25 protein-coding genes and 1 pseudogene are annotated in these 26,355 nt (G+C 69.8%); 10 read left to right on the top strand and 16 right to left on the bottom strand.

Annotated features, from left to right (window positions below; all coding sequences use genetic code 11):
• Nucleotides 1-75: 75 nt before the first annotated feature.
• The 6 genes and pseudogenes from ABZX12_RS09205 to ABZX12_RS09180 form a co-directional block, all read right to left on the bottom strand.
• A complete protein-coding gene (locus ABZX12_RS09205; protein WP_355691380.1) occupies nucleotides 76-228 on the bottom strand; it encodes an SUMF1/EgtB/PvdO family nonheme iron enzyme in 153 nt (50 codons plus the stop codon).
• A gap of 625 nt (nucleotides 229-853) precedes the next feature.
• Nucleotides 854-1,792, bottom strand: a complete 939-nt coding sequence (locus ABZX12_RS09200; protein WP_355691378.1) for a trypsin-like peptidase domain-containing protein — start codon at nucleotides 1,790-1,792, stop codon at nucleotides 854-856.
• A gap of 13 nt (nucleotides 1,793-1,805) precedes the next feature.
• Nucleotides 1,806-2,744 carry a VWA domain-containing protein gene (locus tag ABZX12_RS09195; protein WP_355691376.1) on the bottom strand — a complete coding sequence of 313 codons (939 nt, stop codon included), beginning with the start codon at nucleotides 2,742-2,744 and terminating at the stop codon, nucleotides 1,806-1,808.
• Nucleotides 2,741-3,670 carry a DUF58 domain-containing protein gene (locus ABZX12_RS09190; RefSeq protein WP_355691374.1) on the bottom strand — a complete coding sequence of 310 codons (930 nt, stop codon included), beginning with the start codon at nucleotides 3,668-3,670 and terminating at the stop codon, nucleotides 2,741-2,743. The genes ABZX12_RS09195 and ABZX12_RS09190 overlap by 4 nt, the downstream gene beginning before the upstream one ends.
• Nucleotides 3,654-4,653: pseudogene (locus ABZX12_RS09185) on the bottom strand (MoxR family ATPase); the annotation flags it as partial. The gene ABZX12_RS09190 and the pseudogene ABZX12_RS09185, both read right to left, overlap by 17 nt.
• The gene (locus ABZX12_RS09180; protein WP_355691372.1) at nucleotides 4,650-4,901 is read right to left on the bottom strand and encodes a hypothetical protein; all 252 of its coding nucleotides are present in this window, start codon (nucleotides 4,899-4,901) and stop codon (nucleotides 4,650-4,652) included. The pseudogene ABZX12_RS09185 and the gene ABZX12_RS09180, both read right to left, overlap by 4 nt.
• A 125-nt stretch (nucleotides 4,902-5,026) precedes the next feature.
• Here ABZX12_RS09180 and ABZX12_RS09175 point away from each other — a divergent pair, with 125 nt between their 5' ends.
• Together ABZX12_RS09175 and ABZX12_RS09170 are read left to right on the top strand one after the other, a co-directional pair.
• Nucleotides 5,027-5,719: a response regulator transcription factor gene (locus ABZX12_RS09175; protein WP_355691371.1), complete on the top strand. Its 693-nt coding sequence runs from the start codon at nucleotides 5,027-5,029 to the stop codon at nucleotides 5,717-5,719.
• A complete protein-coding gene (locus ABZX12_RS09170; RefSeq protein WP_355691369.1) occupies nucleotides 5,716-6,969 on the top strand; it encodes a HAMP domain-containing sensor histidine kinase in 1,254 nt (417 codons plus the stop codon). The genes ABZX12_RS09175 and ABZX12_RS09170 overlap by 4 nt, the downstream gene beginning before the upstream one ends.
• Nucleotides 6,970-7,043: 74 nt before the next feature.
• Here ABZX12_RS09170 and ABZX12_RS09165 read toward each other — a convergent pair whose 3' ends face one another.
• Genes ABZX12_RS09165 through ABZX12_RS09135 form a run of 7 tightly spaced genes read right to left on the bottom strand, consistent with a single transcriptional unit; the run spans nucleotide 7,044 to nucleotide 14,237 of the window.
• Nucleotides 7,044-8,141 carry a glycoside hydrolase family 172 protein gene (locus ABZX12_RS09165; RefSeq protein ID WP_355691367.1) on the bottom strand — a complete coding sequence of 366 codons (1,098 nt, stop codon included), beginning with the start codon at nucleotides 8,139-8,141 and terminating at the stop codon, nucleotides 7,044-7,046.
• A 49-nt stretch (nucleotides 8,142-8,190) separates the two neighbouring features.
• Entirely contained in the window at nucleotides 8,191-9,354 is a 1,164-nt protein-coding gene (locus tag ABZX12_RS09160; RefSeq protein WP_355691365.1) for a Gfo/Idh/MocA family oxidoreductase, read from the bottom strand.
• Nucleotides 9,351-10,403, bottom strand: coding sequence for a Gfo/Idh/MocA family oxidoreductase (locus ABZX12_RS09155; RefSeq protein ID WP_355691363.1), 1,053 nt, complete (start codon nucleotides 10,401-10,403; stop codon nucleotides 9,351-9,353). Before ABZX12_RS09155 ends, ABZX12_RS09160 begins: the two co-directional genes overlap by 4 nt.
• Entirely contained in the window at nucleotides 10,400-10,702 is a 303-nt protein-coding gene (locus tag ABZX12_RS09150) for a hypothetical protein (RefSeq protein WP_355691361.1), read from the bottom strand. Before ABZX12_RS09150 ends, ABZX12_RS09155 begins: the two co-directional genes overlap by 4 nt.
• A gap of 6 nt (nucleotides 10,703-10,708) precedes the next feature.
• Nucleotides 10,709-12,337 carry an extracellular solute-binding protein gene (locus tag ABZX12_RS09145; protein WP_355691359.1) on the bottom strand — a complete coding sequence of 543 codons (1,629 nt, stop codon included), beginning with the start codon at nucleotides 12,335-12,337 and terminating at the stop codon, nucleotides 10,709-10,711.
• 29 nt (nucleotides 12,338-12,366) lie between these two features.
• Complete coding sequence (locus ABZX12_RS09140; protein ID WP_355691357.1) at nucleotides 12,367-13,275, bottom strand: carbohydrate ABC transporter permease; 909 nt, start codon at nucleotides 13,273-13,275, stop codon at nucleotides 12,367-12,369.
• Nucleotides 13,272-14,237, bottom strand: coding sequence for an ABC transporter permease subunit (locus ABZX12_RS09135; RefSeq protein ID WP_355691355.1), 966 nt, complete (start codon nucleotides 14,235-14,237; stop codon nucleotides 13,272-13,274). The genes ABZX12_RS09140 and ABZX12_RS09135 overlap by 4 nt, the downstream gene beginning before the upstream one ends.
• A 185-nt stretch (nucleotides 14,238-14,422) precedes the next feature.
• Here ABZX12_RS09135 and ABZX12_RS09130 point away from each other — a divergent pair, with 185 nt between their 5' ends.
• Nucleotides 14,423-15,439 (top strand): LacI family DNA-binding transcriptional regulator, encoded by a 1,017-nt coding sequence (locus ABZX12_RS09130; RefSeq protein WP_355691353.1) that lies wholly within the window; start codon nucleotides 14,423-14,425, stop codon nucleotides 15,437-15,439.
• On the opposite strand, the gene ABZX12_RS09125 is transcribed toward ABZX12_RS09130, so the two are convergent.
• Nucleotides 15,390-16,565 carry a helix-turn-helix domain-containing protein gene (locus ABZX12_RS09125; RefSeq protein WP_355691351.1) on the bottom strand — a complete coding sequence of 392 codons (1,176 nt, stop codon included), beginning with the start codon at nucleotides 16,563-16,565 and terminating at the stop codon, nucleotides 15,390-15,392. The two genes, ABZX12_RS09130 and ABZX12_RS09125, sit on opposite strands and share 50 nt — an antisense overlap.
• 115 nt (nucleotides 16,566-16,680) lie before the next feature.
• Between ABZX12_RS09125 and ABZX12_RS09120 the strand changes: the two genes are divergently transcribed.
• Nucleotides 16,681-17,607 carry a proline dehydrogenase family protein gene (locus ABZX12_RS09120; RefSeq protein ID WP_355691349.1) on the top strand — a complete coding sequence of 309 codons (927 nt, stop codon included), beginning with the start codon at nucleotides 16,681-16,683 and terminating at the stop codon, nucleotides 17,605-17,607.
• On the opposite strand, the gene ABZX12_RS09115 is transcribed toward ABZX12_RS09120, so the two are convergent.
• Entirely contained in the window at nucleotides 17,540-18,031 is a 492-nt protein-coding gene (locus ABZX12_RS09115) for a carbohydrate-binding module family 20 domain-containing protein (protein ID WP_355691347.1), read from the bottom strand. The genes ABZX12_RS09120 and ABZX12_RS09115 overlap by 68 nt on opposite strands.
• Entirely contained in the window at nucleotides 18,028-18,657 is a 630-nt protein-coding gene (locus tag ABZX12_RS09110; RefSeq protein ID WP_355691345.1) for a hypothetical protein, read from the bottom strand. The genes ABZX12_RS09115 and ABZX12_RS09110 overlap by 4 nt, the downstream gene beginning before the upstream one ends.
• A 153-nt stretch (nucleotides 18,658-18,810) precedes the next feature.
• Between ABZX12_RS09110 and ABZX12_RS09105 the strand changes: the two genes are divergently transcribed.
• Genes ABZX12_RS09105 through ABZX12_RS09080 form a run of 6 tightly spaced genes read left to right on the top strand, consistent with a single transcriptional unit; the run spans nucleotide 18,811 to nucleotide 26,257 of the window.
• Nucleotides 18,811-20,010, top strand: a complete 1,200-nt coding sequence (locus ABZX12_RS09105; RefSeq protein WP_355691343.1) for an ROK family protein — start codon at nucleotides 18,811-18,813, stop codon at nucleotides 20,008-20,010.
• Nucleotides 20,007-20,957, top strand: coding sequence for a sugar ABC transporter permease (locus ABZX12_RS09100; RefSeq protein WP_355691341.1), 951 nt, complete (start codon nucleotides 20,007-20,009; stop codon nucleotides 20,955-20,957). Before ABZX12_RS09105 ends, ABZX12_RS09100 begins: the two co-directional genes overlap by 4 nt.
• Nucleotides 20,950-21,753, top strand: a complete 804-nt coding sequence (locus ABZX12_RS09095) for a carbohydrate ABC transporter permease (RefSeq protein ID WP_355691339.1) — start codon at nucleotides 20,950-20,952, stop codon at nucleotides 21,751-21,753. Before ABZX12_RS09100 ends, ABZX12_RS09095 begins: the two co-directional genes overlap by 8 nt.
• A gap of 13 nt (nucleotides 21,754-21,766) precedes the next feature.
• Nucleotides 21,767-23,026, top strand: a complete 1,260-nt coding sequence (locus ABZX12_RS09090; protein ID WP_355691337.1) for a sugar ABC transporter substrate-binding protein — start codon at nucleotides 21,767-21,769, stop codon at nucleotides 23,024-23,026.
• Entirely contained in the window at nucleotides 23,023-24,123 is a 1,101-nt protein-coding gene (locus tag ABZX12_RS09085) for a glycoside hydrolase family 15 protein (protein ID WP_355691336.1), read from the top strand. The genes ABZX12_RS09090 and ABZX12_RS09085 overlap by 4 nt, the downstream gene beginning before the upstream one ends.
• A gap of 1 nt (nucleotide 24,124) precedes the next feature.
• On the top strand, nucleotides 24,125-26,257 hold the full coding sequence (locus tag ABZX12_RS09080) for a TIM-barrel domain-containing protein (protein WP_355691334.1): 2,133 nt from the start codon (nucleotides 24,125-24,127) through the stop codon (nucleotides 26,255-26,257).
• Nucleotides 26,258-26,355: the final 98 nt, after the last annotated feature.

Below are 26,355 nucleotides of genomic sequence, written 5' to 3'. Positions count from 1 at the left end.
TGGAGTACGACACCGCGGCCCGGGTCGTCGACCAAGTGACGCAGTCGTTCCTCGGGGACGGATCCGGCTGGCGCGTCAGCCCTCGCGCGGCCATACGCACCCCGCGATCTCGTCGAGTGGTCCGTAGCGGTAGCCGGGCGTGCCGCCGGTACATGCGTATTGCCACTCGGCCTCGGTCGGCAAGCGGCAGCCGGGCGACGACCGATTCCCACGCAACCTGGTCGCCATCGATCGCCTACGCGGGCGGCAACAGGGCGTCCGACGACATCTGGTTGCACAAGGCAACGGCGTCGTACCAGCTGACCCGCTGCGCGGCGCGCCGCCCCGTGCAACCGGGTACGGGCCGAGCCGGACTGTGTCGTGGGGGCGTTGGTTCTGTACCGCTCCTGGCGAACTCGGAACCGGCCCACCAAAAGGGGGGACTCAGCTGCTTGAAGGCGCTGTGTTTTGTACGGGACGGTGGCGGCGTACCAGGTATGCCGTCGAGCACGGGTTCCCAACCGCGTTCGGTGGTCGCGTGGCGATCGGATCCGCAAACGGCGACAGGTGTAACAAGGCAGGCAGGGTGCCGTCGACCAGTGCCTCGCGGTTGACGAACACGCTGCGACTCGGGTTCGTACAAGCAGGGGACCTGGTCGGCCAGCGGCATGGTCGGCCGGCTGACGCCGTGCAGGACCCCAACGCTCGGCGGTCGGCCCCGGCGTCCGCGGTCGGCCCTTTGAGGATCCGACCATACCGCTCACCAGTTCGGGGCGTTCTGACACGCTGACGGAACACAGACGACCTCCAGCCGGCCACTGAAGCGAGCCACCGCTCTGAGCTCGGCCGCCCTTCTCCCCTTTGATCTTCGGCGTCAGTCCAGGAGGTTGTCGACGATGGTGGTCATCCGGTCGACCGGGATGGCGAAGCCGATGCCGATGTTGCCGGAGCGGGTGGCGCCGAGGGTGGCGATGGCGGTGTTGACGCCGACGACCTGACCGGCGGCGTTGACGAGCGGGCCGCCGGAGTTGCCGGGGTTGATGGCGGCGTCGGTCTGGATCGCGGTCTGGCGGGTGCTGTTGTCGCCGAAGCGGGCCTGGCGGTCGACGGCGCTGACGATGCCGGCGGTCACGGTTCCTTCCAGGCCGAGTGGGGATCCGACGGCCAGCACCGGGTCGCCGACCTGGAGTTGTGCGGACCGGCCGAGCGGGAGCGCGCGCAGGGCCGCGGCGTCGGCGGGCGCGACCTGGAGTACGGCGAGGTCGTTGTCCTCGTCGGCGCCGACGACTCGCGCGTCGACGGTACGGCCGGTCGACAGGACCAGTGAGACATCACTCGCTCCTTCTACGACATGTGCGTTCGTGACCACATGACCTTGCTGGTCGACCGCGAAGCCGGAGCCGGTCGCTCGTCCTGCCCGGACCGAGACGACGCCCGGCAGGACGCTCGCGGCGGCCGCGGTGATGGAACCCTGGGCGGCCGCGGGAGGTGCTGACGACTGCTGGAGATCCGTCGCGGGCCCACGGCCGCCGGTGACGGCGCCGGCGAGTCCGCCGGCCGTGATGGAGAGGGCGAGCGTGCCGATGACCAGCCCTGCGCGCCGCCGCCCCGCGCCGGACCGAACGCCCGGCTGAGCAACCGGCTGAGCAACCGGGGGCGCTACCGGCGGGATGAGTGGCTGGGCCGTCACCCCGGCCTGAGGTGCCGCCGCCGGAGAGGGGGATGCCGGAGCGGGGGCCGGGGTGACGGAGCTGGGGGGCGGACCGGGGACGTAGTCCGGTCCGCGGAACGGGTGGCCCAGATGTGGAGGCATAGGTGGCTCCTGATCAAGGAAGGCGGGAGAACCAGAGCAGCGAGGCCAGCGCGGCCAGCAACGCCGCCGCCAGTGCGATCCCGGCAACGAGGTTGGTGATCTCGCGCGGCTCGGTGGTCCAGCCGATGGAGGACTGGAGGTCGGAGTAGACGTCACGCAACTGCTCGTCGCTCTCGGCCTCGTAGAAGGACCCGTCGGTCGCGTCGGCGAGACCTTGCAGTGCCTCGGTGTCCGCGGGAACCGGGATCTCGCGTCCTTCCAGGTTCACGGTTCCGTCGGGCGTGCCGTAGGCGATCGTCGACACCGGTACGCCGGCCTGCGCGGCCGCCTCGGCCGCCTGGTCGACCGGGCTGCCCGCGGTGTTGCCGCCGTCGGACAGCAGCACGATCCGGCTGGGCGGCGGATCGTCGGGGTCGATCGTCCGCACCGCCTGCAGGCTGGTGAGGACGGCGTCCCCGATCGCTGTCGAGTCGCTCAACTGCAGGCTGTTGATCGCGTCGACGGTCGCCTGGTGGTTCGTACTCGGCGCCGACACCACGGTCGCGGTGCGCGCGAACGACACCAGCCCGACGTTGAACTTCTCCGGCAGGTCCCGCACGAACTGGACCGCGGCCTGTTTCGCGACCTCGAATCGGTTCGGGGCGACGTCGGTCGCCGCCATCGAGTTCGAGATGTCCATCGCGACCAGGACGGTGGCGCGCTCGCGCGGGACCCGGAGGTCCGCGACCGGCCGGGCGATCGCGATCGTCAGCACGGTCAGCGCGGCGAGGAAGGCCGCGGCCGGCGCGTGCCGGCGCCAGCCGGGCCGCTTCGGGGCGACCTTCTCCAGCATCGGGAGGGTCGCGAACCGGACGGCGTACTTCGTCCGGCGGCGCTGGGCGATCAGGTACGCCGCCACGAGCGCGGCGACCAGCACCAGCAGCCAGAGCCACAGCGGTTGCTCGAATCTCATCTGGTCCTCACAGCAGTCGGGTTCCGCCGGACGCCGGCCCGGCGGCGCGCGGTGGTGAAGGCGGCGACGTCCCGGACCCAGTCGGTGTCGGTGCGCAGCACGAGGTGCGCCGCACCGGCGGCCCGGATCGCCTGGGTGGTTTGTTCGCGGTGCACCGCCATCGCGTCGGCGTACCGGCGGCGGAGTCTGCGGCTGGACGTCTGGACCTCGCGGCGTCGTCCGGTCTCCGGGTCGACGAGGGTGAGCAGGCCGACCTCGGGGAGTTCGAGCTCGCGGGGGTCCAGGACTTCCACCGCGATCACTTCGTGCCTGGCCGCCAATCTCCGCAGCGGATCCGCCCAGCCGGATTCATGGAAGTCCGACACGATCAGGCGCAGGCCCGGCCGCGGGTGGTCGCGGTTGAGGCGACTGATCGCCAGACCCAGATCTGTCGCCGGAACAGCGCCTGGCTCGGGTCGGGGCAGCGACAAAAGGGTGCGCAGGGTTCGCCGGAGTTGAACGGCACCGGAGGCGGCGGAGAGGCGACGGAGGTCGTTGCCTTGGGCAATGCGGACGCCCAGGCGGTTGCCGGGGCCGTCGGAGAGCAGGCCGACCGCCCCGACGATCGCGACGGCCAGGTCGCGTTTCTCGCTGAGCACGGTGCCGAAGTCCATGCTCGCGGACGCGTCCAGCAAGGCCCACGTCTCCAGCTCGCGCTCCGCCAGCGGCGCCCGGACATGGGGTTCCAGCGAGCGAGCCGTCACGTTCCAGTCCATCCGCCGTACGTCGTCCTGACCGGGCTGGTACGGGCGCGCCTCGTTGGGTTCGCTGCCGGGACCGCTGCGCAGGCCGGTGATCTCGCCGTGCAGGAAGCCTTCCAGCTTCCGCTTCACCGTCAGCTCGAGCGCGCGCAGGGCCCGCTCCCGCCCGATCAGCAGGTCGGTCATGCCGCCGAGCCCTGGGCGTCGTCGGAGGGCACCACGTGCGGCTGCTCGATGGTGTGCAGGATCCGCGTGACAACCGACCGCGGATCGACCCCGTCGGCGAGCGCGTCGAACGTGAGCACCAACCGGTGCGCCATCACGTCCAGCGCGACGTCGTACACGTCGGCCGGCAACACGTAGTCTCGTCCACGCAGCGACGCCAGCGCCCGCCCGGCCGCGACCAGTCCCAGCGTCGCCCGCGGGCTGACGCCGAACTCCAGCACACCGGCCAGATCGTGAATCCCGTACTGCGACGGCACGCGGGTCGCGTGCACGAGGCGTACGACGTACTCCGCGACCGCGTTGTGGACGAACACGTCGTCCGTTGCCTCCTGCAACTGTACGACCTGCTCCGGGGTGAGGACGGCGTTCGCGTGCGGCCGGTGCGCGCTCATCCGCTGCAGGATCGTCAGCTCCTCCATCGGCGTCGGGTAGTCCACTGTGATCTTCAGCAGGAACCGGTCCCGCTGCGCCTCCGGCAGCGCGTACACGCCGTCGGACTCGATCGGGTTCTGGGTCGCGAGCACCAGGAACGGCTCCGGCAGCCGGTACGACGTACCGCCGATGCTGACCTGGTGCTCGGCCATCGCCTCGAGCAGCGCGGACTGCACCTTGGCCGGCGCCCGGTTGATCTCGTCGGCGAGGACGAGGTTCGCGAACACCGGGCCGAGCTCGGTGTCGAACCCCTCGGTGGACGGCCGCCAGATCCGGGTCCCCATGATGTCGCCGGGCACCAGGTCCGGGGTGAACTGCAGCCGGGCGAACCGGCCGCCGATCACCTCGGCCAGGGTGCGCACGGCGAGCGTCTTGGCGACGCCCGGCACGCCTTCCAGCAGGCAGTGGCCGCGGGCAAGCAACCCGACGAGCATCCGCTCGACGAGCTGGTCCTGCCCGACGACAACCCGCTTCACCTCGAACAGCGCGTGCTCGAGCGTTGCCGCGGTCATGCGTTTCCAGCAGGGTTCTGCTCGGACGGCTGGGACGGCTGCTCGCCCTGCCCCTGGCCGCCCTGGCCGCCCTTGTCCGGACAGTCCTTCGAGGGCGCTGGTGACGGCGTGGTGTCGCCGTCCTCCACCGTCACGTACCCCTGCTCCGGCGCGGGGTCGTTTCCGGCGGCGTACGCGATCCCGCCCGCACCGAGCGCCGCCACCGCCACCGCACTGCCGAGGACCAGCCGTTTGACCGGGAGTTTCATCAGGATCTCCTTCGATTCGCCTGGCCACAGCTCATCAAGCAGGCGCGAAAACGACCGGAAAGCCGACCGAAAGCCCGCCGAAAGCACAGGCCGGACCGGCGCGGGTTCCCGGCTACCTTGGGTGCGTGCGACTACTTGTGGTGGAGGACGAGGAAGGCCTGGTCAGCGCGCTGCGCTCGGGACTCGGCCGGGCCGGGTACGCCGTCGACGCGGCCACCACCGGCGCCGAGGCGATGGACAAACTCGCGAGCACGCCGTACGACCTGGCGATCCTGGACATCACGCTGCCGGACACCAGCGGCCTCGACCTGTGCCGCGCGGTCCGCCGCGGCGAGATCGAGGTGGCGTCGGGACGGGAGCTGCGGGTGCTGATGCTGACCGCGCGCGCCTCGCTGGCCGACCGCGTCCGCGGCCTCGACGAAGGCGCCGACGACTACCTGACCAAGCCGTTCGCGCTGGTCGAGCTGCTCGCCCGGATCCGCGCGCTGCTCCGCCGCGACGTCACCAACGGCACCACCCAGCTGCACGTCGGCGACCTGGTCCTGGACTCTTCGCGGCACCTGGCCACCCGGGCCGGGCGCGAGCTCCCGCTGACGCTGAAGGAATTCGGCATCCTGCGGTACCTGATGTCGCGCCCCGGGCACGTGATCTCGGCCGAGGAACTGCTCGAACACGTCTGGGACGAGAACGCAGATCCTTTCACCCAGACCGTCCGGGTGACCGTCGGCACCCTGCGCCGCAAACTCGCGCGCGAGGGCGAGGAACCGATCCTCGAGACCGTGATCGGCCGCGGCTACCGCCTCCGAGGTGACACATGAAGCTCCCGCTCTGGGCGCAGACGATCCGGTTCCGCCTGACGCTCACCTATTCCGCTGTCCTGATCGCGCTGTCCGCCCTGCTGCTCGGCGGCGTGTACGTCGCGCTGTCCCAGATCCTCGAGCCCAAGCCGCTGGACCAGATCGAGGTCAAGAAGTACTACAAGGATGCGCAGGGCAATCTCCATCTCAAGCCGGGGCAGGTGATCCAGGCCGCGGAGCTCACGAGTGTGCAGTCCGCGGTCAACTACCAGACGCTCCAAACGTTGCGGAACTACTCGGCGGCCGGCATGGGCGCGCTGTTCCTGGTCAGTCTCGGCACCGGCTGGTGGCTGTCGGGCCGGGTCCTGCGTCCGGTACGGCGGATCACTGCCACCGCGCAGGAGATCTCCGCGACCGACCTGTCCCGCCGGATCGCCCTGCAGGGACCGCACGACGAGCTGCGCAACCTGGCCGACACGGTCGACGGCATGCTCGGCCGGCTCGAGACTGCGTTCTTGTCCCAGCGTCAGCTCGTCGACGACGCCTCGCACGAGTTGCGCAACCCGCTCGCCGTGATCCAGGCGAACGTCGACGCCGTCCTGGCGCACGACGACACGACACCGGACGACCGCGCGCAGGCGACCGCGATCGTCGGTCGCGCGATCCAGCGGATGACGCGGCTCGTCGAGGACCTGCTCGCCTCCGCGCGCCGGTCGTCACCGGCGTTCGTCGACGCCGACGTGGAGCTCGCCACCATCGCGGGCGAGGCCGCCGAGGAGTACGAGCTGCTCGCCGCCGACCGCGAGCTCCGCGTCGTACGGCGGCTCGCGCCCGGCCCGGTCGCCGCCGGGGACGCGTCGGCGCTGCGCCGGGCGGTCGACAACCTGCTCTCGAACGCGGTCCGGCTGGCCCGCGGCGGCAGCGAACTGGTGCTCGCGGTCGGAAGCCGCAACGGCTGGGCGTGGATCGCGGTCCGCGACGAGGGCCCGGGGATCGCAGCCGACGACGCCGATCGCGTGTTCGACCGGTTCTACCGGGCCGGCCAGCAGCAGTCGCCCGCGACGGTGCCGTCGACCGGCCAGCGGCGGGCCGGTCTCGGGCTCGCGATCGTCCGCCAGATCGCCGAGTCCCACGGCGGCACCGTCACGCTGCACTCCGAGCTCGGCGTCGGCAGCACCTTCGTCATCTGGCTCCCCGAACGGTCCCTCACCAACACCACCCGCCGCTCCCCCACGCCTCCGGCCGACGACCCGCTCGGCCCCCGCCGCTGACCCTCGGCGCCCCAAGTCCGCCCCCGACGTGATCCGGGAGCGTCCGCACTGAGGCTCGGCCGCCGGACCGTCGCCTAGCGGGGGTGGCGGGAGTCGGGTTCGGGCAGTGGCAGGAACGGGTTGTGGGGTGGGAGTTGGTACCAGTACGCCGTGGTGGCGATGTCGTCCTGACGTTCGAAGAGGCCGTGGTCCCAGGCGCCGATCTGCTGGACGGTGACCTTGAGGCGTTCGGCGAAGTGGATCGGGTCCGGCAGGTGCCAGCGGTACAGGCCGTGCATCGGCAGGGCCTCGGTCGAGAACGGCGACGCCTTCGTCCGGTCGCGCGCCGAGTGGAACGGATACCCGCAGTACGGCGCGCTGAAGGTGACGATCTCCGGCTCCGGGTCGGTGCGCAGCGCGTCCTGGAAGGCCCACGCGCCGCCCGCGTAGTCCTCCAGGCCGGTGCTGCACAACGTCGGGAACTCGTCGTCGCCGTCGACGAAGAACTTGACCTCGCCCTCGCCCCACCAGTACCGATGCAGGGAGGTCAGCGCGAGATACGTGCCGACGTACGTGCCGCGGCCCTCGACCCCATCGAGGATCACGTGGTCGGTGCCCAACGCCGCCGTACCGTCGCAGTGCCGCCATTGCGCGTGGAAGTACGGCGTACCGGGGCTGATGTCGTCGCCGAGCGTGTAGTCGATCTGGAAGTACACCCCGGGCAGCTCGCCGGCGTGCTGGTTCTCGAGCGTGAGGCGAGCGCCCGTCCGGAACGGCATCGGGAAGTAGCAGTTCATCCCACCCGTCGGCGCGACGACGATCGGGGCGGAGGTGACCAGTGCGCGGGTGCCGAAGCCGTTGCAGAAGAAGTCGCCGAGCGGCACCTCGACCGACGGCAGGTCCGCCCCGTCCCAGTACGCCCGCAGGACGAGGTCCCGGAGGACGAACGGACCGCGCTCGGTGCGGTCGGGAACCGTCAGCCAGATGTGCCGGATCACGCCCGGGCCGTCGATTTCGGCCAGGACAGCCGTCTCCCCCGCGGGCAGCACGAGAGCGGGCGAACCTTTTCGGGACGGACCGAGCGCCGACGCGGCCCGCGCAGCCGCACCGGGCGCGCCGGTCCGGTTCTCGGCGTTGATCGACCGGCTGACCACACCGTCGGGCAGGACAGGAACAGTGAACGTGGGGAACACGAGATTCCTCTCAGGACAGCTGCTTGACGGCACCCGCCCGGTGGCCGGATCACGGCAGGAACGACTCGGTGACCTGGGGTTTCGGGAGGTTGCCGTGGAGTGCGCGATAGAACGGGTGGGCCGGGGTGAGATCGGTCCGGTGGATCGGCCCGCCGGTGATCGACGACGCGTAGAGGGCCGTGACGAACTCCATCGTCGGCCGCGTGCTCGCCAGCGTGGTCTCGTGGGTGCGGCCACTCAGCAGGTCGTCGACCAGCCGGGTGATCTGGGCGTCGTGATTGCTCGGCACGTCCTCGCCGGCCGACGCGGCCCAGGGGTCGGCCGCAGCCCCGGACTCCGCCGTGCCGACGAGCAGGCCGTCTGCTTGCCGGACACCGGGATCGAGGCCGAGCGTGGCTGCCTTGGCCGCGTCCGGTGCCGGATGGAACGTCCAGTCCCGGTCCGAGTAGCCGTAGACGTGGTTCACCTCGAGCGTTCCACCGGACGTGTCGATCCGGATCCGGCTCAGCTCCCGGGGCGACAGCAGGCTGTTCACCACGGTCGCGACCGCGCCGCTCTCGAAGGTCACCGAGGCCGTCGAGACGTCCTCGAACTCGACCGGACGCTCCAGCCGGACCGCGGACGCGGTGATCGTCCGCCACGGTCCGAGCAGATGCAGCAGCAGGTCGATCTGGTGGATGCCGTGCCCGAGGGTCGGTCCGCCGCCCTCACCGACCCAGGTGCCGCGCCACTCCGGATCGAAGTAGCTGCGCGGCCGGAACCACAGCGTCTCGCAGACCGCGACCAACGGACGGCCGAGCGCGCCGCGGCCGAGCAGGTCCGCGGCACGGATGGCCCCGGAACCATGCCGGTGCTGGAACACCACCCAGACCGATCCCTCACTCGTCTCCTCGGCCCGCGCGACCTCGTCCAGCTCGGCGAGGCTCAGCACCGGCGGCTTCTCCAGGAGCACCGACTTGCCGGCCGCCAGGACCTCGATCGCGATCTCGGCGTGGCTGCCGGGCGGCGTCGTCACCGAGACCAGATCGGGGTCCTCTGCCGCCAGCAGCTCCGCCACGCTCGCGTACGGCGTCGCGCCGTACTTCTCCGCCGCCGCCCGCGCCTTGGTCTCGACGATGTCGGCGACCCCGACCAGATCGGCCCGGCCCGTCTTCGCGTACGCCTCGGCGTGCCGGTGGCTGATGTTGCCGCAGCCGACGATCGCGACCTTCATCGGGCCGCTCCGCGGACGGTCGCATTCTGCTGCGCCGTCAGGGCCAGCCGCATCGTCTCGAACGTGTGCTCCTGCGGCGCGGCCGTCGTGGTCCGGTCCCGTACGTCGCGCAGCAGATCCGGGAAGTAGGTCAGCTCGACGTCCGAGCAGTCGATGTAGTGCGTGCCCTTGTTGTCCACCAGGAACAGGTGGTTGCCGCCCGGGCGGCCTTCCAGGTCGACGTACTTGCGCATCTCGATGTAGCCCTCGGTGCCGAGCACCGTCAGCCGGCCGTCGCCCCAGGTCGGCAGGCCGTCCGGGGTGTACCAGTCGACGCGGATGTAGCCCTGGGCGTTGTCGCTGCGCAGCAGGATCTCGCCGAAGTCCTGCAGCCCCGGCTCGTCGGGGTTGGCGAAGTTCCCGACCGAGCTGGTCACCACCTCACCGGTCCGCGCACCGGTGAACCAGAGGAACTGATCGATCTGGTGCGAAGCGATATCGGTCAGGATGCCGCCGTAGCGGGCCTTGTCGTAGAACCAGTCCGGGCGGCCGCCGCCACCGGCCAGATGACCGCGGTCGCCGATCCGGTGCGGCCCGACGCCGAGTGTCTGCACCACGGTGCCGATCCGGCCCTCGCGGACCAGCTCGCCGGCCTTGACGACGCACGCGACCTCGAACCGCTCGGAGAACGTCACCGACCAGAACCGGCCGCTCTGGTCGACCGCCTTCTCGATCTCCTCGAGCTGCTCGAGGGTGACGCACCCGGGCTTGTCCGCGACCACGTCCTTGCCGGCCCGCAACGCCGCGACCGCGATCGGCCCGCGCCGGTCCGGTACGGCGGCGGTCACGATCAGGTCGATCCCGTCGGCGGCGATCAGCTCGTCCGGGTCGTCGACGAACGGTACGTCGGGGTACCGCTCGCGGACCGAGACCGCGACCGCCGCCGACGGGTCGTCGGTGGCCATCCCGGCGAACGTCGCACCGGCCTTCAGCAGGCCGGCGACCTGGCCGAAGATGTGCGCGTGGTCAAGTCCGACGGCGGCGAAGCGGATGGGCTGGCTGGAGTTCAAGGGTGTTCCTTCCGATGTCGGCCGACGACGCCCGGGTCGGCTTCGAGAGTGATGGAGTCGAGGTTGCCGTCCCCGGCGTCGGTCGCGAGCCGGGCGTGCGCCGTCACCTCGGCGACCGGCAGGCGGTACAGCGTCAGGCGGACGTCCTGAAGGGCCGGCAGACGGCCGGCCATGTGGCCTTCGCGGAGTTCTGCGTCCGCTGTGAGGATCCCTCGCTGCAGCAACTGCATCGCCTCCGAGGTTACCTCGCCGGCCTTCCGCAGGTCGCGGACAGTCTCAACCAGTGAGTGCGTTCTCATGGCAGCTCAGCGCGAGGCCTTCAGGGCCTGGGCGAGTTCCTCGGCGATCTTGTCGCCGCCGTCGCTCTTCCACTTCTTGACTGCCGTGGCCCACGCCGACACCGGCTTGCGGCCTTGCACGATGTCGTCGGTGACCTGGTTGATCGCGTCGTTGAGCTGCTTGTTCTTGCGGTTGCTGGTTTCGGAGTACACGCCGGCCGCCGGGTTGGCGAGCGCCGTCGGGCACACCGACTTCATCGCGTTGAACTGGTTCTCGGCACTGCCTTCCTTGCCGGGCAGGAAGATCGTCCAGGGCGCGTCCGCCTGGTACATCAGGCCGAGCTGGGTCTCGCTGAAGCCCTTCGCGTTCAGCACAGGGCTGCCGTTCACCATCGTGTGGTGCACCCCGGCCAGACCGAACTTGCGGAACAGGTACTCCTGCGTGCCGAACGGCGCCGCCAGGAAGTTCAGGTAGGCCAGCAGTGTTTCGACCCGGCCCTCGGCCTTCTTGCTGATCGCGGTGACACCGATCGCCGGCGCGCCCAGCCAGGTCTTGCCCTGCCCGGAGCCGTCGTGCTTCGGCGGCGCGATGATCGCGATCTCGGCCTTCGGATCGGTCATCATCTGCAGGTACGTCGGCCAGCCGCTGAACGTGTCCTGGACGAGCGGGCTGGAGCCGTTCGAGAACCGGGTCTTCAGGTCCTGGTTCTGCCCGGCGTACGCGTCCGGATGGATGTAGCCCGACTTCCAGAGCTTCTGCAGGATGCCGAACACCTCCTCGTGCGCAGGGTGCTCGAGGTTGCTGACCAGCTTGTCGCCGTCCTTGCTCCAGGTGTTCGGGATCTCGAACATGTTCCGGACGAACTGCGTCGGCGCGGAGGCCAGCGCGAAACGGTTCAGCTTCTTGTTCGTCAGGCCCTTGCAGAGCTCGACGAACTCGTCGGCGCTCTTGACCCCGGCCTGCAGTCCCTCGGCGGCCAGGATGTCGCCGCGGCTGTACATCACCTGCGAGCTGATCGCGCCGCGCGGGATCGGGACGCCGTAGATCTTGCCGTCGAAGATGCCCGAGTTCCAGGCCACCTCGGGCAGGTTCGCCAGGAACGGGTACTTCTTGATGGTGTCGCCGGACAGATGCGGCGTCAGGTCGACGGCCTTCGCGGCCAGCATCTGCGGCGTCTGCGCGATCGCGCCGACCACGAACAGGTCGCCCAGCTGATCGCCGGCCACCGCGGTGGCGAACTTCTTGTCGTAGTCCACCGACGGTGTCAGGTTCACCTGCACCGGCGACCCGACCCGCTTGTTGAACTCCTGCCAGAACGTGTTCTGCTCGAGCTTCGGCGGGATCGGCGTGTTCGTGTACGTCGTCACGGTGATCGGCTTGCCGTCGCCGGGCGCGGCGTCGATCACCCGCACCGGATCGGCCGGGTACTTGTCGAACGCGTCCGGGATGTTGTACTCGGCGCCGGCCAGGTCCGGCTTGACCCCCGTGTACCGTTCGTACGCCGGCCGGACCTTGGACCGCGCCGCCTCGTCGTTCCCCGCGCCCGACGCCCCGCGGCCGTCGTTCGAGCAGCCGACCGCACCGGCCAGGCCCAGCGCCGCCCCGCCGGCGAGGACCGCCCGGCGCCCCAGCGGCCGTGCATCGTAGACACTCATGGGTGTTACCTACTTTCCAGGTCTTGTGGTCAGCCCTTGACGGCGCCGGTGAGGACGCCCTTGGCGAAGTGCCGCTGGATGAACGGATAGACGCAGAGGATCGGGACGATCGAGATCATCAGGATCGCCATCTGGATCGAGGTCTGCGGCGGAACCGCCTCGCCTGCCAGCCCGAGGTCCTGACCGCCGAGCTCGACGCCGTTCACGACGTACGTCCGCAGCACCAGTTGCAGCGGCCACTTGCTGCTGTCGTTGAGGTAGAGCAACGCGTTGAAGAAGCTGTTCCAGTAGCCGACGCCGTAGAACAGCCCGACGACGGCGACGACCGCCTTCGACAGCGGCAGGCCGATGTGCCGGAACAGTTTCCATTCGGAGGCGCCATCGATCCGGGCCGCGTCGATGATCTCCACGGGCAGCCCGACGAAGAACGCCCGGACGACGATGACGTTGAACGCGCTGACGCTGACCGGCACGATCACGGCCCACAGGCTGTCGAGCAGTCCGAACTGCTGGACGACGAGGTAGGACGGGATCAGCCCCGGGTTGAACAGCAGGCTGATCAGCACGAGCAGCAGCAGCGGCCTGTTGCCGATCGTGCCGCGTCGGCTCAGCGCCCATCCGAGCGTGCAGGTCAGCACCAGCGCGAGCGCCGTACCGACCGCTGTGACGAAGCCGCTGATCAGCAGCGCCTGGGTGACCGTCCCGCCCGACAGAATCGAGCGGTACGCCGTGAAGTCCAGCCCGTGCGTCGGGAACAGGACGAATCCGCCGGCCTTGGTCACCTCCTCGGCGGGCGCGAGGCTGGTCGAGATCACGCCGATGAACGGGAACACGACGACCCCGCAGATGACCGTGAGGAAGACCGCCTTGACGATCCGCTCGGTCGGCCCTGGCATCGGCATCCCGCCGACCATCGTCGGAGCTGGTTTGGCCTTCATCCGCGGTAGACCCCTTCCTCGCCGAAGCGATGGGCGATCTTGTTGGCGGACAGCACCAGAGCGAGGGCGACGGCGCTCTTCACCAGGCCGACCGCGGCCGCCACTCCCCAGTTCCCGCCGAGAATGCCGTTGTTGTAGACGTAGGTGTCGAGCACTTCACTGGCGTCGACGCCGACGGCCTGCTGCTGCAGGACGATCTGCTCGAAACCGACCGTCAGCGAGTCGCCGAGCTTGAGGATCAGCAGCAGGATGATGATCGGCTTCAGCCCGGGCAGCGTGACGTGCCAGGTCTGCCGCCAGCGTCCGGCGCCGTCCACCGCCGAGGCCTCGTAGAGCGCGCGGTCGATCTGGGACAGCACGGCGAGGAACAGGATCGTCGCCCAGCCGGTGTCCTTCCACAGCACCTGCGAGGTCAGCAGCGCCCGGAACGCCTCGACGTTCCCGATCACGTGGATCGGGTCGTACCCGTGGCCGCGCAGCCAGTTGTTGATCATCCCGGTCCCGCCCAGCACCTGCTGGAACACCGCGACCACGATCACCCAGGACATGAAGTGCGGCAGGTAGATGATCGTCTGCACGACCTGGCGGAGCTTGTTCGACAGCAGGCTGTGCAGCACGAGCGCCACCACGATTGGCGCCGGAAATACGATCACGGTCTGGATAGCGGTCAGAACCAAGGTGTTGCGGACCGCATTGAGGAATTCCGGATCACCATTGAAAATGACGGAGAAATTCTCGAATCCGGACCACAGACTCTTCGCCGTTCCCAAAAACGGCTGATAGTCCTGGAAGGCGATGACGTTGCCCCAGAGCGGGTAGTACTGGAACGCCAGCAGCACGAGCAGGCCCGGTATCGCCAGCAAAAGCACGGGATAATCGCGTCTCAGCCGGGACAGCAGGGATCGCTTGCGCTCCTGGCTGCGAACCCCGGAATCCGCGTCCACGCGCACTGGATCACGCACCCGAGAAGCAGTGTCAGCTTCAGCCACAGGCACTCCTTCGATACTCGGATAAAAAGTGATCGATCCACTTCTGAGCCGGTAGCTAACCGCAGCCCACTTTTGGTGTCAAGACCTCGCCGCGCTATTCGGACGGGCGCTGGTGATAAGCTGCCCGGCCTGAGACGGCCTGGCACGAGGAGGGGAACGTGGCGGACACGGCAGCCAACCGGCCGGCGACCATCCACCAGGTGGCCAGCCTGGCCGGGGTGTCGCACACGACGGTGTCGCGGTACCTCCAGGACAAGGACAGCCTGAAGCCGAAGACCAGGATCAAGGTCGAGTACGCGGTCAAGGCGCTCGACTACCGCCCCAACCTGGTCGCCCGGTCGATGCGGACCCGGCACACCAACCGGCTCGCGATCGTGCTCGCGTCGGGCGCCCACTTTCCCGGCCGGCTGCTCGCCGCGGCCTCGCGGACGGCGCACGAGGCGGGATACCAGGTCGAGATCGTCAGCGTCGAGGGCGGATCACAGGAACGGTCGGCCCGCATCGACGAGCTGGCGCGCTCCGGCCAGGTGGAGGGCATCCTCGCCCTGTCCCCGATCAGCCTCAAGGGCAAGAGGTCGAACCGGGTGCCGATCGTGGTCAGCGGCTCGTACGACGACAAGCTGCACGGGCTGGCCGAGCTCGCCGACGCCACCGAGATCCGCGACATCGTCGAGTACCTGGTCTCGCTCGGGCACCGGACCTTCCTGCACGTCGCCGGCGCCCAGAACTTCGCCTCGGCCCGCAACCGCAAGAGCGTCTACCTGGAGACGATCGAGGAGCTCGGGCTGCGCTCGGTCGGCGCCGTCGACGGCGACTGGTCGGCACAGTCCGGCTTCGACGCGATCACCAGCCTGCCCGACGACTGCGGAGTGACCGCCGTCGTGGCCGCCAACGACGTCGTCGCGATGGGCGTGATCCGCGGCGCCCTCTCGCGCGGCTGGAGCGTGCCGGGCGACCTCAGCGTCTTCGGCTGGGACGACGAGGAGATCGGCCGGTTCGCCACGCCGTCGCTGTCGACCGTGGCCGTCGATCGCGAGGCGCAGGGCCGCGCGGCGATCCACCGGCTGGTCGCCGAGATCCGCGGCGAGCCGATCCCGGAGCCCGCCATCCGGACCATCAACCGCCTCATCTTTCGCGAGTCGACGGCCCCACCGCCAGCAGGGGCGCCATCGTGAGGGCAAGATGCAGGACCAGCCGATCTTCACCATGGCGCAGGTCGAAGCCGGTCACGGCTTCGATACGCCGCAACCGGTAGTACGCCGTCTGACGGTGGATCGCCAGCTCAGCAGCCAGCTCCTGCACGTTCCCGGCCTTGTCGAGAAACACCTGAGCCGTACGCACCAGCTCGCCGCCCTCCGCGATGAGCCGTCGCGCCCGCGGATCCAGTACGGCGTCCACCAGCGCGTCATGCGGACCGCACGAAACCAGCCGCCGCACACCGAGCTCCGACCAGCGCGCCACCACACCTGACCCCGGAACCGCGGCCAGGACCTGCGCGGCACGGCGTGCCTGTTCATGGCTGGTCCGCACCTGGGCGAGCCCGCGCTGCGGATCCCCGACACCTACCAGCAACCGGCTCGCGGCCTGCTCTCCCAGCCGCTGGGCATACAGCTGCCGGAGCCGGTCGATCGCCTGGTCGATCCGCGACGACCGGTCGACGCCGAGGTCGAGCAGCAACGTCGTGAATCCCTCGCCGGACAGGGCGATCACGTGCCGCGGCAGCGACCAGAGATTCAGCGGGATCACCTCCCGCGATTCGCCCGGCGGCTGCTCCGCGTGCACGACCACGACCGTCGCCGTACGCCGAACCAGCCCGCGGCCGTCGAGCTCGTCCGCTGCCCGCTGCGACACCTCGTCGTCGGGCGCCAGCAGGTTCGTCAGCAGCAACGAGGCGTCGCGACCGCCACGGGCCCGCTGAGCGAGCACGGCACCCGCTTCCCGCGCGACCGCCGCAGCCGCCTCGAGCTGCTCCGCCGTACCGAGTCCGGCCTCGGGGTCGAGGAGCCAGAAGTACCCGTAGGTCACACCGTTCCACCGCACCGGCAGGCACAGCCGGGGCAGGATTCCGAGGCTCGGCTCGGCCGGCGTCCGGACCGGGCCGGTCGCGCCGGCGATGCCGAACTGCTCGAACCAGCTCCGGACCTCGGCGGTCGACCGGCGCCGCAGGATCGACCCGGCCCGGACCGCGTCGATCTCGTTGGGCTGCGTGTTGTACGCGACCAGGTTGAAGTCGCGATCCTCGAGGACCGCCGGGGTCCCGAACACGTCAGAGATCGCACCGACCAGCTCGTCGAGGTCCATGACGACAGTTTAGACAAATGTATGAAGATTCACTCCAGCTTCCTGCCAACTGGATGAGGCTTCGGGCAGACCGGGCTCCTTACAGTGCCGTCATCTGACCTCGAAGGAGCCACCCATGCTCGGTACCGCTCTGCTCGCCGCCTCCCGGAGCCGCCGCGTCCGCGCGATGGTCACCAAGTCGCGTGTCACCCGCCGGGTCGTGACCCGCTTCATCGCCGGCGACGACGCCGACGCGGCCGTCGAGGCCACCCGCCGGCTGACCACGGGCGGTTTCACCGTCACCCTCGACCGCCTGGGCGAGGACACCCTCGACCGCGCGCAGGCCGAGGCCGCCCGCGACGGTTACCTCCAGCTCATCGCGCTGCTCGCGGATCACGGCCTCGCGGCCGGTTCCGAGGCGTCGCTCAAGCTGTCGGCCATGGGCCAGGCGCTGCCCGGCGGCGGCGAGAAGCTGGCCGCCGACAACGCCCACGCGATCTGCGCGGCCGCGGCCGGCGCCGGCATGACGGTGACCCTCGACATGGAGGACCACACCACGGTCGACTCGACCCTCGGCATCCTCGGCGACCTGCGCAAGGACCACCCGTGGGTCGGTGTCGCGCTGCAGGCCATGCTGTACCGCACCGAGGCCGACTGCCGCGACCTGGCCGGCGCGGGGTCGCGGATCCGGCTGGTCAAGGGCGCGTACGCCGAGCCGAAGTCCGTCGCCCACGCCGCGAAGAGCGATGTCGACGCCGCGTACGAACGCTGCCTCGGCATCCTGATGGGCGGACTCGGCTACCCGATGGTCGCCAGCCACGACCCGCGGATGATCGCCGCCGCCCAGCGCCTGGCGGACCGGCACGGCAAGGGATCGGACGACTTCGAGTTCCAGATGCTCTACGGCATCCGGACGAGCACCCAGGAGCAGTTGCGCTCCCAGGGCTCGCGGATGCGGATCTACGTCCCGTACGGCGACGACTGGTACGGCTACTTCATGCGCCGGCTCGCGGAACGACCCGCCAACGTCGGGTTCCTCCTCCGTTCACTGGTGACCAAGTAGCCACTGGATCAGGACCCTCCGTTCGTCGTACCGCCGTTGCCGGTAGCCGGTGTGGTGAACGAGATGTTCGGATCCGGACCCACTGGTCGGTGCTCGGCGGAAGGTTGCTGATCGTTCCGGTCCAGGTCGGGTAGGCGGTCGGCGACAGCTTCACCGCACTCGCCACCGACCAGGCGCCGAGCTGCGGCGCGCTGCCGACGACGTACACCGACTGGCCGGACGTCGTCATGCCGTTCGCGCAGCTGAACGTCTTCGAGACGACCGCCTGTCCGAGTGTGAACGCGAAGGTCTTCGCCGAACCGAGAGAGAGCGACGCCGACTTGGCGACGACCAGGTTGCCGCCGGCGTTGTACCAGCCGCTGGTCGCGGCGTCGAACGCCGCCTTGTTCGCGTACTGGGTCAGGGCGCTGCCGTTCAGCGTCACCGCGGACGCCTGGGTGTCGGCGACCAGTTCGACGACGTTCGACCGGGCGGACGGCGCTCCCGGACAGGTACCGGAGGACGCCGCGATCCCGACGGTGGCGGTGCTGCCCGACAGCTGGGGGTCAGGTCGGTCGTCCGCTTGGATCCGGCCTGGTACCCGACCGTCGTCCCGTCGTCCTCGGCCAGCGTGAACGACGACGCCGTACTGTCCGCATAGACCCGCGCGACCAGCTCGTTGCGCGTGGTCCCGTCGGCGCGTTTGCCCACGGCGTTCATCGTCTGGTCGTCGACGGCCATCTTCGGGATGATCGCGCCGACCCGCAGGTACACGTCGCGCTGCCGTTGGTTGGCGCCGGCAACGACCCCGACCAGCAAGTCCTTGCCGATCAGCTTCTCGTGGCCGATCTCCCGCACGTTCGGGCCGTTCTGGTACTGGTAGACCAGCGGCGGCATCAGCTCGTACCGCTGCCGCAGGTTCGCCAGGTTGCTCGGCACGTCGCCGATCGAGTCCGATGAGGTCTCGGCGCAGTTGCAGAGGTTCTCGGTGTGCGGGCGGATCGGTAGGTCGAACCACGCCGAGTTCGCGAGCCACTGCGTGTAGAGCTCGTTCAGGTCGGAGTTGAGCACCTCCCTCCGGAACCCGCCGATGTCGGAGCCGAAGCAAGTGCCCCGGCACGTATCCCCCACGATCACGGGCGGTCAAGGCCCCGAGCCCTTGACAGTTCTGACCAGGACTGCTTAGTTTCTGACTAAATTTAGTCCCAAAGGAAGTAGGCGAGTGTGACCGGTCAGAGTCCCCGCGGCGACCTGGTGCCGTCCGGCATCGTGGCGATGCTCGGCACCCGCGGGCCCACGTCGCGGACCGCGATCGCGCGCAACCTGGGGCTCAGCCCGGCCACCGTGACCCAGGTGACCAAGGACCTGATCGCCCGCGGCGTCGTCGAGGAGCTCGAGTCGGTGCCGTCGAACGGCGGCCGGCCGGCGCGGCTGCTCGGGCTGGTCAGCCGGACCGGCGTCGCGCTCGGCGCGAAGGTCACCGCCGACCACGTCGCCGTGGTCACGGTCGAGCTCGACGGGAGCGTGCGGTCGTCCGGATCGCACGACTTCGACCCGCGGGCCGCCGACGCCATCGACCGGCTCGGCCGGATCCTGACCGAGGAGGTCGCCGGCCTCGACGACCAGCTGTTCGGTGTCGGTGTCGGGGTCCCCGGATCGGTCGACTCGCAGGCGTCCGGGATCGTCGACGCGCCGACACTCGGCTGGCGGGCCGCGCAGGTCGGGCCAATCCTGCGGCAGGCGGTCGGTACGCCGGTGCTCGTGGACAACGACGTGAACACGCTCGCCGCGGCCGAGCGGCTGTACGGCATCGGCCGCGAGCACTCGTCGTACCTGGTCGTCACGATCGGGCGCGGTATCGGGTGCGGGATGGTCGTCGACGGCGGGATCTACCGCGGCGCCAACGGCGGCGCCGGCGAGATCGGGCACATCCCGGTCTGGGACTCCGCGACCGAGCAGCCGCCGTGCACCTGCGGCTCGACCGGCTGCCTGGAGGCCTACATCGGCGCGGACGGACTCGTCCGGACGGCGCGCAGCCGCGGCGTCCTGGGCCCGCGCGGCACGCTCGCCGGTCTGTTGCGTGCCGCCGCCTCCGGGGACGAATCCGCGCAGGCGGTGTACGCCGAAGCCGGCGACCTGCTCGGCCGCGCACTGGCCGGCGTGATCCACACCGTCGACCCGGAGGTCGTCGTCCTGCTGGGTGAAGGAGTGGACGGATGGGAGTTCTGGCAGCCCGGCTTTGAACCGTCGTTCCGGCGATCGTTGCTGCCGGCCCGCAAGGGCGTACCCGTGCTGGTCGAGCCGTGGACGGAGGACCAGTGGGCGCGCGGCGCGGCCTCGCTCGTGCTGGCCTCGCCGTTCGACTCGGCGGACAACGGCGGCGAGCAGAGCCGTCTGGTGCGCGCACGGCTGGGAGCGTCATGAGTACGCCGACACTCACCGAGCGCCGGCGGGACCGGAAGACGCACACACCGCCCCGACCCGCGCCGGCCAGGCGTGGCGGCGGCTGGAAGAAGCTCGGCTGGGTGCTGTTCTTCCTGCTGCCGAGCGCGATCCCGCTGCTGGCGTTCACGCTCGTGCCGATGGTGTCGAGCCTCTGGGTCAGCCTGCACCAGTGGAACCTGATCTCGCCGATGCAGTGGGTCGGGCTGGACAACTACGCGAACCTGCTGACCGACCCGATGACGCGCCGCGTCTTCCTGCACACGCTGATCTACGTCGCCGGCTACCTGCCGCTGGTGTACGCCGGCGGGCTCGGCCTGGCGCTCGTCCTGAACCAGCGGCTGAAGGGCCGCGCGTTCCTGCGGGCGACGTACTTCCTGCCCGTGGTGACGAGCTGGGTCGTGGTCGCGCTGGTGTGGAAGTGGCTGCTCAACCCGGCGAACGGCCTCGTCAACGAGGTGCTCGGCTTCTTCGGCGTACCGGGCCCGGGCTGGTGGACCGATCCGCAGTGGGCGCTGCCCGCGGTGATCCTGTCGTCGGCCTGGAAGGACCTCGGGTTCGTGATGGTGATCCTGCTGGCCGGCCTGCAGGCGATCCCGTCCGACGTCTACGAGGCCGCGCTGGTGGACGGCGCGAGCGGATGGCAGCGGTTCTGGCGGATCACGCTGCCGCTGCTGTCCCCGTCGACGTTCTTCGTCGTGGTCATCTCGCTGATCAACGGCTTCCAGGTGTTCGACCAGGTGTACGTGATGACCGGCGGCGGGCCGTCCGGCAGCAGCCAGGTCGTGGTCGGGCACATCTACGACCTCACGTTCCGGTACGGACGCGCCGGTGAGGCGTCCGCACTGTCCTGGATCCTGTTCGCGGTGATCCTGGTGATCACAGTGGTCCAGATCCGCGGCCAGCGGAAGTGGGTGCACTATGCGTAGGTTCTGGCTGTACGCCGCGGTCGTGGCGGGCGCGGCGATCATGCTCTTCCCGTTCCTGTGGACCGTGATCACGTCGATCACCCCGGAAGGCTCGCTCGCCGAGGGGCCGAAGCTGATCGTCCACAACCCGACCCTGGACGCGTACCGCACGCTGCTCGACGCGATGCCGATCTGGCGGATCCTGGTGAACTCGCTGCTGATCGCGATCGCCTCGACGGTGCTCCAGCTGATCACCGGCTCGATGGCGGCCTACGGGTTCGCGCGCCTGCACTTCCCGCTGAAGAACGTGATCTTCGGCTGCTACCTGGCCACGCTGATGGTCCCGTTGCAGGTGCTCGTCGTACCGCTGTTCATCGAGATGAAGACGCTGAACCTGCAGGACACGTACTTCGCCCTGCTGGCGCCGACGATCGCGTCCGCGTTCGGCGTGTTCCTGCTCCGGCAGGCGGTCACCGCCGTACCGGCCGAACTCGACGAGGCGGCCACCATCGACGGCGCCGGGCACCTGCGGATCTTCACCACGATCGTGCTGCCGCTGATCCGGCCCGCACTCGCGACGGTCGCCGTGTTCGCCTTCATGGGCAGCTGGAACAGCTTTCTCTGGCCGCTGGTGGTGATCCGGTCGCCCGAGTTCATGACCCTGCCGCTCGGCCTGTCCACGCTGCAGGGCCAGTTCACCACCCAGTGGGACGTCGTGATGGCGGGATCCGTCGTCTCGATCGTGCCGATCGCCATCGTCTACCTGCTCGCGCAGCGCCACATCATCGCCGGTGTCGCACACACCGGTATCAAGTGAGAGGAAACACCCCATGCGCCTCCTGAAGTTCGCGGCCGTCTCTGCTTTGAGCCTGACCGCCGCGCTCGCGCTGACCGCCTGCGGGCAGGGATCCGCGACCAAGCAGGCCGATGCGCCGGCCGGCAAGTCGGTCGTGCGCTACATGAACTTCTCGTCGAACGACGGTCACGAGAAGGACCTGACCGCGATCGTCAACGCCTTCCAGGCCGCCAACCCGGACATCACCGTCCAGGTCGAGACCGTGCCGTACGCGGACTACTTCACGAAGCTGCAGACCGCGGTCGCTGGTGGCACCGCGGCGGATGCCTTCGAGCTGAACTACGAGAACTTCGTGACGTACGCGACGAACGGCTCGCTGGCCGAACTGAAGGACGTCGACTCGTCGGTCTACAAGAAGACCCTGTACGACGCGTTCAACAACGGCGGCAAGCAGTACGGCGTCCCCGAGTCGTTCTCGAACGTCGTGCTGTTCTACAACAAGACGCTGTTCAAGCAGGCCGGCGTCGCCGAGCCCACCGCCGACTGGACCTGGAAGGACGAGCAGGCCGCGGCCGCCAAGCTGACGAACAAGGCGACCAAGACCTGGGGCGACTACCAGCCGGTGTCGTACAACGAGTTCTACAAGGTGCTCGCGCAGAACGGCGGCGAATTCCTGAACGCCGACCGGACCGAGGCGACGTTCAACTCGCCGCAGGGTGTCGAGGCGGCCAAGTTCCTGGTCGGCAAGGTGGGCAAGACGATGCCGACCGAGGCCGACGGCGCCGGTACGCCGGACTTCGATTCGAAGCTGTTCAAGTCCGGCAAGCTCGCGATGTGGCACACCGGGATCTGGATGTTCTCCGCGCTCAGCGACGCGAAGTTCGACTGGGACGTCGCGGTCGAGCCCGGCAACACCAAGAAGGCGTCGGCGATGTTCGCGAACGGCCTGGTGGTGAACGCCGCCTCGAAGAACGCGGCCGCCGCGCAGAAGTGGATCACCTACCTGTCCTCGTCGGACGAGACCACGAAGATCCGGCTCGCGTCGTCCTGGGAGCTGCCGCCGGTCGCCGACGAGAACAAGCTCAAGACCTATCTCGACCAGCCGAAGCCGGCCAACCGGGAGGCCGTCTTCACCGCGCTCGAGGAGCCGGTGCTGCCGCCGGTCGTCGAGCGCCAGCAGGAGATGCAGGACGCGGTCACCCAGGAACTGAGCTCCGCGGCCGCCGGCCGGAAGACGGTCGAGAAGGCACTGGCCGACGCCCAGTCCAAGGTGAACGGTCTGCTGAAGAAGTGATCGCGTCGGAGGTTGATCTGACCAGACTGCGTGCGCTGGCCGAGTCCAGCCACGCAGTCATCACCAAGCACCAGGACGACGGTGGTGCGTATCCGGCGGCGCCCACCTTCTCGGCGTACCAGGGCTACGCCTGGTTGCGGGACGGATCGTTCACCGCGGAAGGGATCTCGCGGTACGGCGACGTCGCGTCGGCCGATCGGTTCCACGACTGGGTGGATCGCGTTCTGCGGAGCCGTCGCGCGCAGGTGGACGACCTGCGCGCGGCGACCGCCCGCGGCGACACTCCCCCGGATTCGGCGATGCTGCCGACCCGCTTCACCCTCGACGGCGCGGACGGGTCGGACCCGTGGTGGGACTTCCAGACCGACGGCTACGGGACGTGGCTGTGGTCCGTCGTCACGCACGCGGCCCGGCACGGACTGGACCTCGATCGGTGGCGTGGCGGGATCGACGTCGCCGTCGACTACCTGGTCGCGTTCTGGGACCGGCCCTGTTACGACTGGTGGGAGGAGCACGTCGAGCAGCGGCACGTGTCGACGCTCGGCGCGATCCACGGCGGGCTGGTCGCGATCGCGCCGTACACCCAGGTCGCCGTCCTCGACGTCGCCGAGCGCATCCGGTCCCTGGTCGTTGCCGAGGGCATGCACGACGGGCATCTGACCAAGTGGCTGGGGACCGCGGCCGTCGACGGCTCGCTGCCCGCCTGCGTCGTACCGTTCGGGCTCGTGTCGGGTGACGCCGGGACGGCGACGCTAGCGGCGGTCGCGCGCGACCTCGACGCCGACGGCGGCGTCCACCGGTTCACCGCCGATGTGTTCTACGGCGGCGGGCAATGGATCCTGCTGTCCGCGTTGCTCGGCTGGAACCTCGCGGTCGCCGGCGACACCGCCGGGGCGTGGCGGCTGCTGCGCTGGATCGCCGACCAGGCGACACCCGACGGCGACCTTCCCGAGCAGGTCGCGCACCACCTGCTGCACCCCGGGTCGCGGGACGAGTGGATCGCCCGCTGGGGCACCGTCGCCACGCCGCTGCTGTGGTCGCACGGCATGTACCTGATCCTCGCCGACGAGCTCGGCATCCTCTCCGAGAAGGCCTGACATGATCACCCATCGCCCGCACGGCATCGAGCATCCGTACGCGAGCTCCCCGGACCAGCGCGTCCCGGTCCTCCCGCTGGCCGGCGAACAGGTACGCCTCGGCGTCGTCGCCTCCCCCGACGTCACGTCGGTCGTCTGCGAGTGGGGCACGACAACCCTCGAACTCACGCCGGCACAGGCGACGGCAGCCGACGCGGCGGCGTTGGCGGGCGGCGAAGGCCACCTCAGCGCGGCCCAGGCGAAGTCGCTCGGCTCCGACGACAGCTGGTCGGTCGTCACCCCGCCGATCACCGAACCGGTCCGTTACCGCTTCCACGCGGGAACCGAGACGAGCGAATGGTTCGACGTGGCGCCGGCTGCGTGGGTGGCTGAAGGTGGACAGGTACGCGGTGGGGGTGATCGGGTCCGTGACGTGGAGTGGCTGGTGTCGGCCGAAGGCGTCCATCGCGCGCGGTTCAGGCTGCCTTTGCAGCCGACCGATCACCTGGTCGGTTTCGGTGAGCGTTACGACCACCTGGACCAGCGCGGGCAGCAGCTCGACGCGGTCGTGTTCGAGCAGTACAAGGCGCAGGGCGTACACGGCCGCACCTACCTGCCGATGCCGTTCGCGCACGTGGTCGACGGCGGCTGGGGCTTCCACGTCCGCACGTCGCGCCGGACCTGGTTCTCCTCCGACGACACCGGCGTCACCGTGGAGGTCGCCCTCGGCGACGATCCGGTCGTCGACCTCGGCATCTACGAGGGCGACCCGACCGAGGTGCTGTCGGCGTTCCTGGACGAGGCCGGCCGGGCCGAAGAGCTGCCCGACTGGGTCTTCCGGTTGTGGGCCTCCGGCAACGAATGGAACACCCAGGAGCTGGTGATGGCCCGGATGGACGCGCACCGCGACCTGGACATCCCGGTCGGGACCGTGGTGATCGAGGCGTGGAGCGACGAGGAAGGCATCACGATCTGGCGCGACGCGCAGTACGAGGTGACGCCGGACGGCAGCGCGCACAAGGCCGCGGACTTCAGCTACCCGGCCGACGGCGCGTGGCCGGATCCGCGGGCGATGATCGACGAGCTGCACCGCCGCGACATCAAGGTCGTCCTGTGGCAGATCCCGTTGCAGAAGAGCGAGTTCGACAGCGGTCAGGTCGCCGCGGACGCCGCCGCCATGGTGCGTGAAGGTCACGCGGTGCTGGAGGCGGACGGTACGGCGTACCACAACCGCGGCTGGTGGTTCCCGAAGGCGCTGATGCCCGACCTGTCCGTGCAGCGCACCCGGGACTGGTGGACCGAGAAGCGCCGGTACCTGGTCGAGGACTTCGACGTCGACGGCTTCAAGACCGACGGCGGCGAGCACGCGTGGGGTCACGACCTGCGGTACGCCGACGGGCGGCGCGGGGACGAGGGCAACAACCTGTTCCCGGTGCACTACGCCCGCGCGTTCGGCGACCTGCTCCGGTCGGCCGGCAAGGCGCCGGTGACGTTCTCCCGCGCAGGGTTCACCGGGTCGCAGGCGCACGGCATCTTCTGGGCCGGCGACGAGGACTCGACCTGGGAGGCGTTCCGGTCGTCGATCACCGCGGGCCTGACCGCGGCGTCGTGCGGCATCGTCTACTGGGGCTGGGACCTGGCCGGCTTCTCCGGACCGGTGCCGGACGCCGAGCTGTACCTGCGCGCCACTGCCGCGTCGACGTTCCTGCCGATCATGCAGTACCACTCGGAGTTCAACCACCACCAGCTCCCGCTGCGGGACCGGACACCGTGGTTCGTCGCCGAGACCACGGGCGACGACCGCGTCGTCCCGGTCTTCCGTGCGTACGCCGTACTCCGGGAAAAGCTCGTCCCGTACCTGGCGGCGCAGGCCGCGCGAGCCGTCGCCACCGACCGCCCGCTGCTCCGGCCGCTGTTCTTCGACCACGCCGGCGACCCGGAGATCTGGAACCACCCGTACCAGTACCAGCTCGGTGACGACCTGCTGGTCAACCCAATCCTCGAGCCCGGCGTCACCACCTGGACGACGTATCTGCCCGAGGGCACCTGGTACGACGCCTGGACCGACGAGCCCGTCGGGAGCGGACTGATCACCCGCGACGTGCCGATCGACGTCATCCCGGTCTACAGCCGCAGGCCCGGCGTACTGCGCTGATCGCCCCGGCGTCCGGCGTCCGGCGGCCGATGCCCAGGCCGCCGGACGCGGGGGTCCGCACGGGGTGTTGGCGACCCCCGCGGCGGCCGCGGCGGCTG

Origin of the sequence: Kribbella sp. NPDC003505, assembly GCF_040610875.1 — a bacterium.
Lineage (GTDB): Bacteria > Actinomycetota > Actinomycetes > Propionibacteriales > Kribbellaceae > Kribbella.
Note: the sequence above shows the minus strand (reverse complement) of the source record. Positions and strands in the feature narration are given on the sequence as shown.

What these genes read in the sequence shown, in the direction of transcription:
- ABZX12_RS09140 (WP_355691357.1), bottom strand. Translation starts at nt 13,275, where the DNA reads ATGAAGGCCAAACCAGCTCCGACGATGGTCGGCGGGATGCCGATGCCA.
- ABZX12_RS09090 (WP_355691337.1), top strand. Translation starts at nt 21,767, where the DNA reads ATGCGCCTCCTGAAGTTCGCGGCCGTCTCTGCTTTGAGCCTGACCGCC.
- ABZX12_RS09150 (WP_355691361.1), bottom strand. Translation starts at nt 10,702, where the DNA reads ATGAGAACGCACTCACTGGTTGAGACTGTCCGCGACCTGCGGAAGGCC.
- ABZX12_RS09170 (WP_355691369.1), top strand. Translation starts at nt 5,716, where the DNA reads ATGAAGCTCCCGCTCTGGGCGCAGACGATCCGGTTCCGCCTGACGCTC.
- ABZX12_RS09145 (WP_355691359.1), bottom strand. Translation starts at nt 12,337, where the DNA reads ATGAGTGTCTACGATGCACGGCCGCTGGGGCGCCGGGCGGTCCTCGCC.
- ABZX12_RS09095 (WP_355691339.1), top strand. Translation starts at nt 20,950, where the DNA reads ATGCGTAGGTTCTGGCTGTACGCCGCGGTCGTGGCGGGCGCGGCGATC.
- ABZX12_RS09200 (WP_355691378.1), bottom strand. Translation starts at nt 1,792, where the DNA reads ATGCCTCCACATCTGGGCCACCCGTTCCGCGGACCGGACTACGTCCCC.
- ABZX12_RS09160 (WP_355691365.1), bottom strand. Translation starts at nt 9,354, where the DNA reads ATGAAGGTCGCGATCGTCGGCTGCGGCAACATCAGCCACCGGCACGCC.
- ABZX12_RS09205 (WP_355691380.1), bottom strand. Translation starts at nt 228, where the DNA reads ATGGCGACCAGGTTGCGTGGGAATCGGTCGTCGCCCGGCTGCCGCTTG.
- ABZX12_RS09180 (WP_355691372.1), bottom strand. Translation starts at nt 4,901, where the DNA reads ATGAAACTCCCGGTCAAACGGCTGGTCCTCGGCAGTGCGGTGGCGGTG.
- ABZX12_RS09195 (WP_355691376.1), bottom strand. Translation starts at nt 2,744, where the DNA reads ATGAGATTCGAGCAACCGCTGTGGCTCTGGCTGCTGGTGCTGGTCGCC.
- ABZX12_RS09125 (WP_355691351.1), bottom strand. Translation starts at nt 16,565, where the DNA reads ATGGACCTCGACGAGCTGGTCGGTGCGATCTCTGACGTGTTCGGGACC.
- ABZX12_RS09100 (WP_355691341.1), top strand. Translation starts at nt 20,007, where the DNA reads ATGAGTACGCCGACACTCACCGAGCGCCGGCGGGACCGGAAGACGCAC.
- ABZX12_RS09120 (WP_355691349.1), top strand. Translation starts at nt 16,681, where the DNA reads ATGCTCGGTACCGCTCTGCTCGCCGCCTCCCGGAGCCGCCGCGTCCGC.
- ABZX12_RS09190 (WP_355691374.1), bottom strand. Translation starts at nt 3,670, where the DNA reads ATGACCGACCTGCTGATCGGGCGGGAGCGGGCCCTGCGCGCGCTCGAG.
- ABZX12_RS09080 (WP_355691334.1), top strand. Translation starts at nt 24,125, where the DNA reads ATGATCACCCATCGCCCGCACGGCATCGAGCATCCGTACGCGAGCTCC.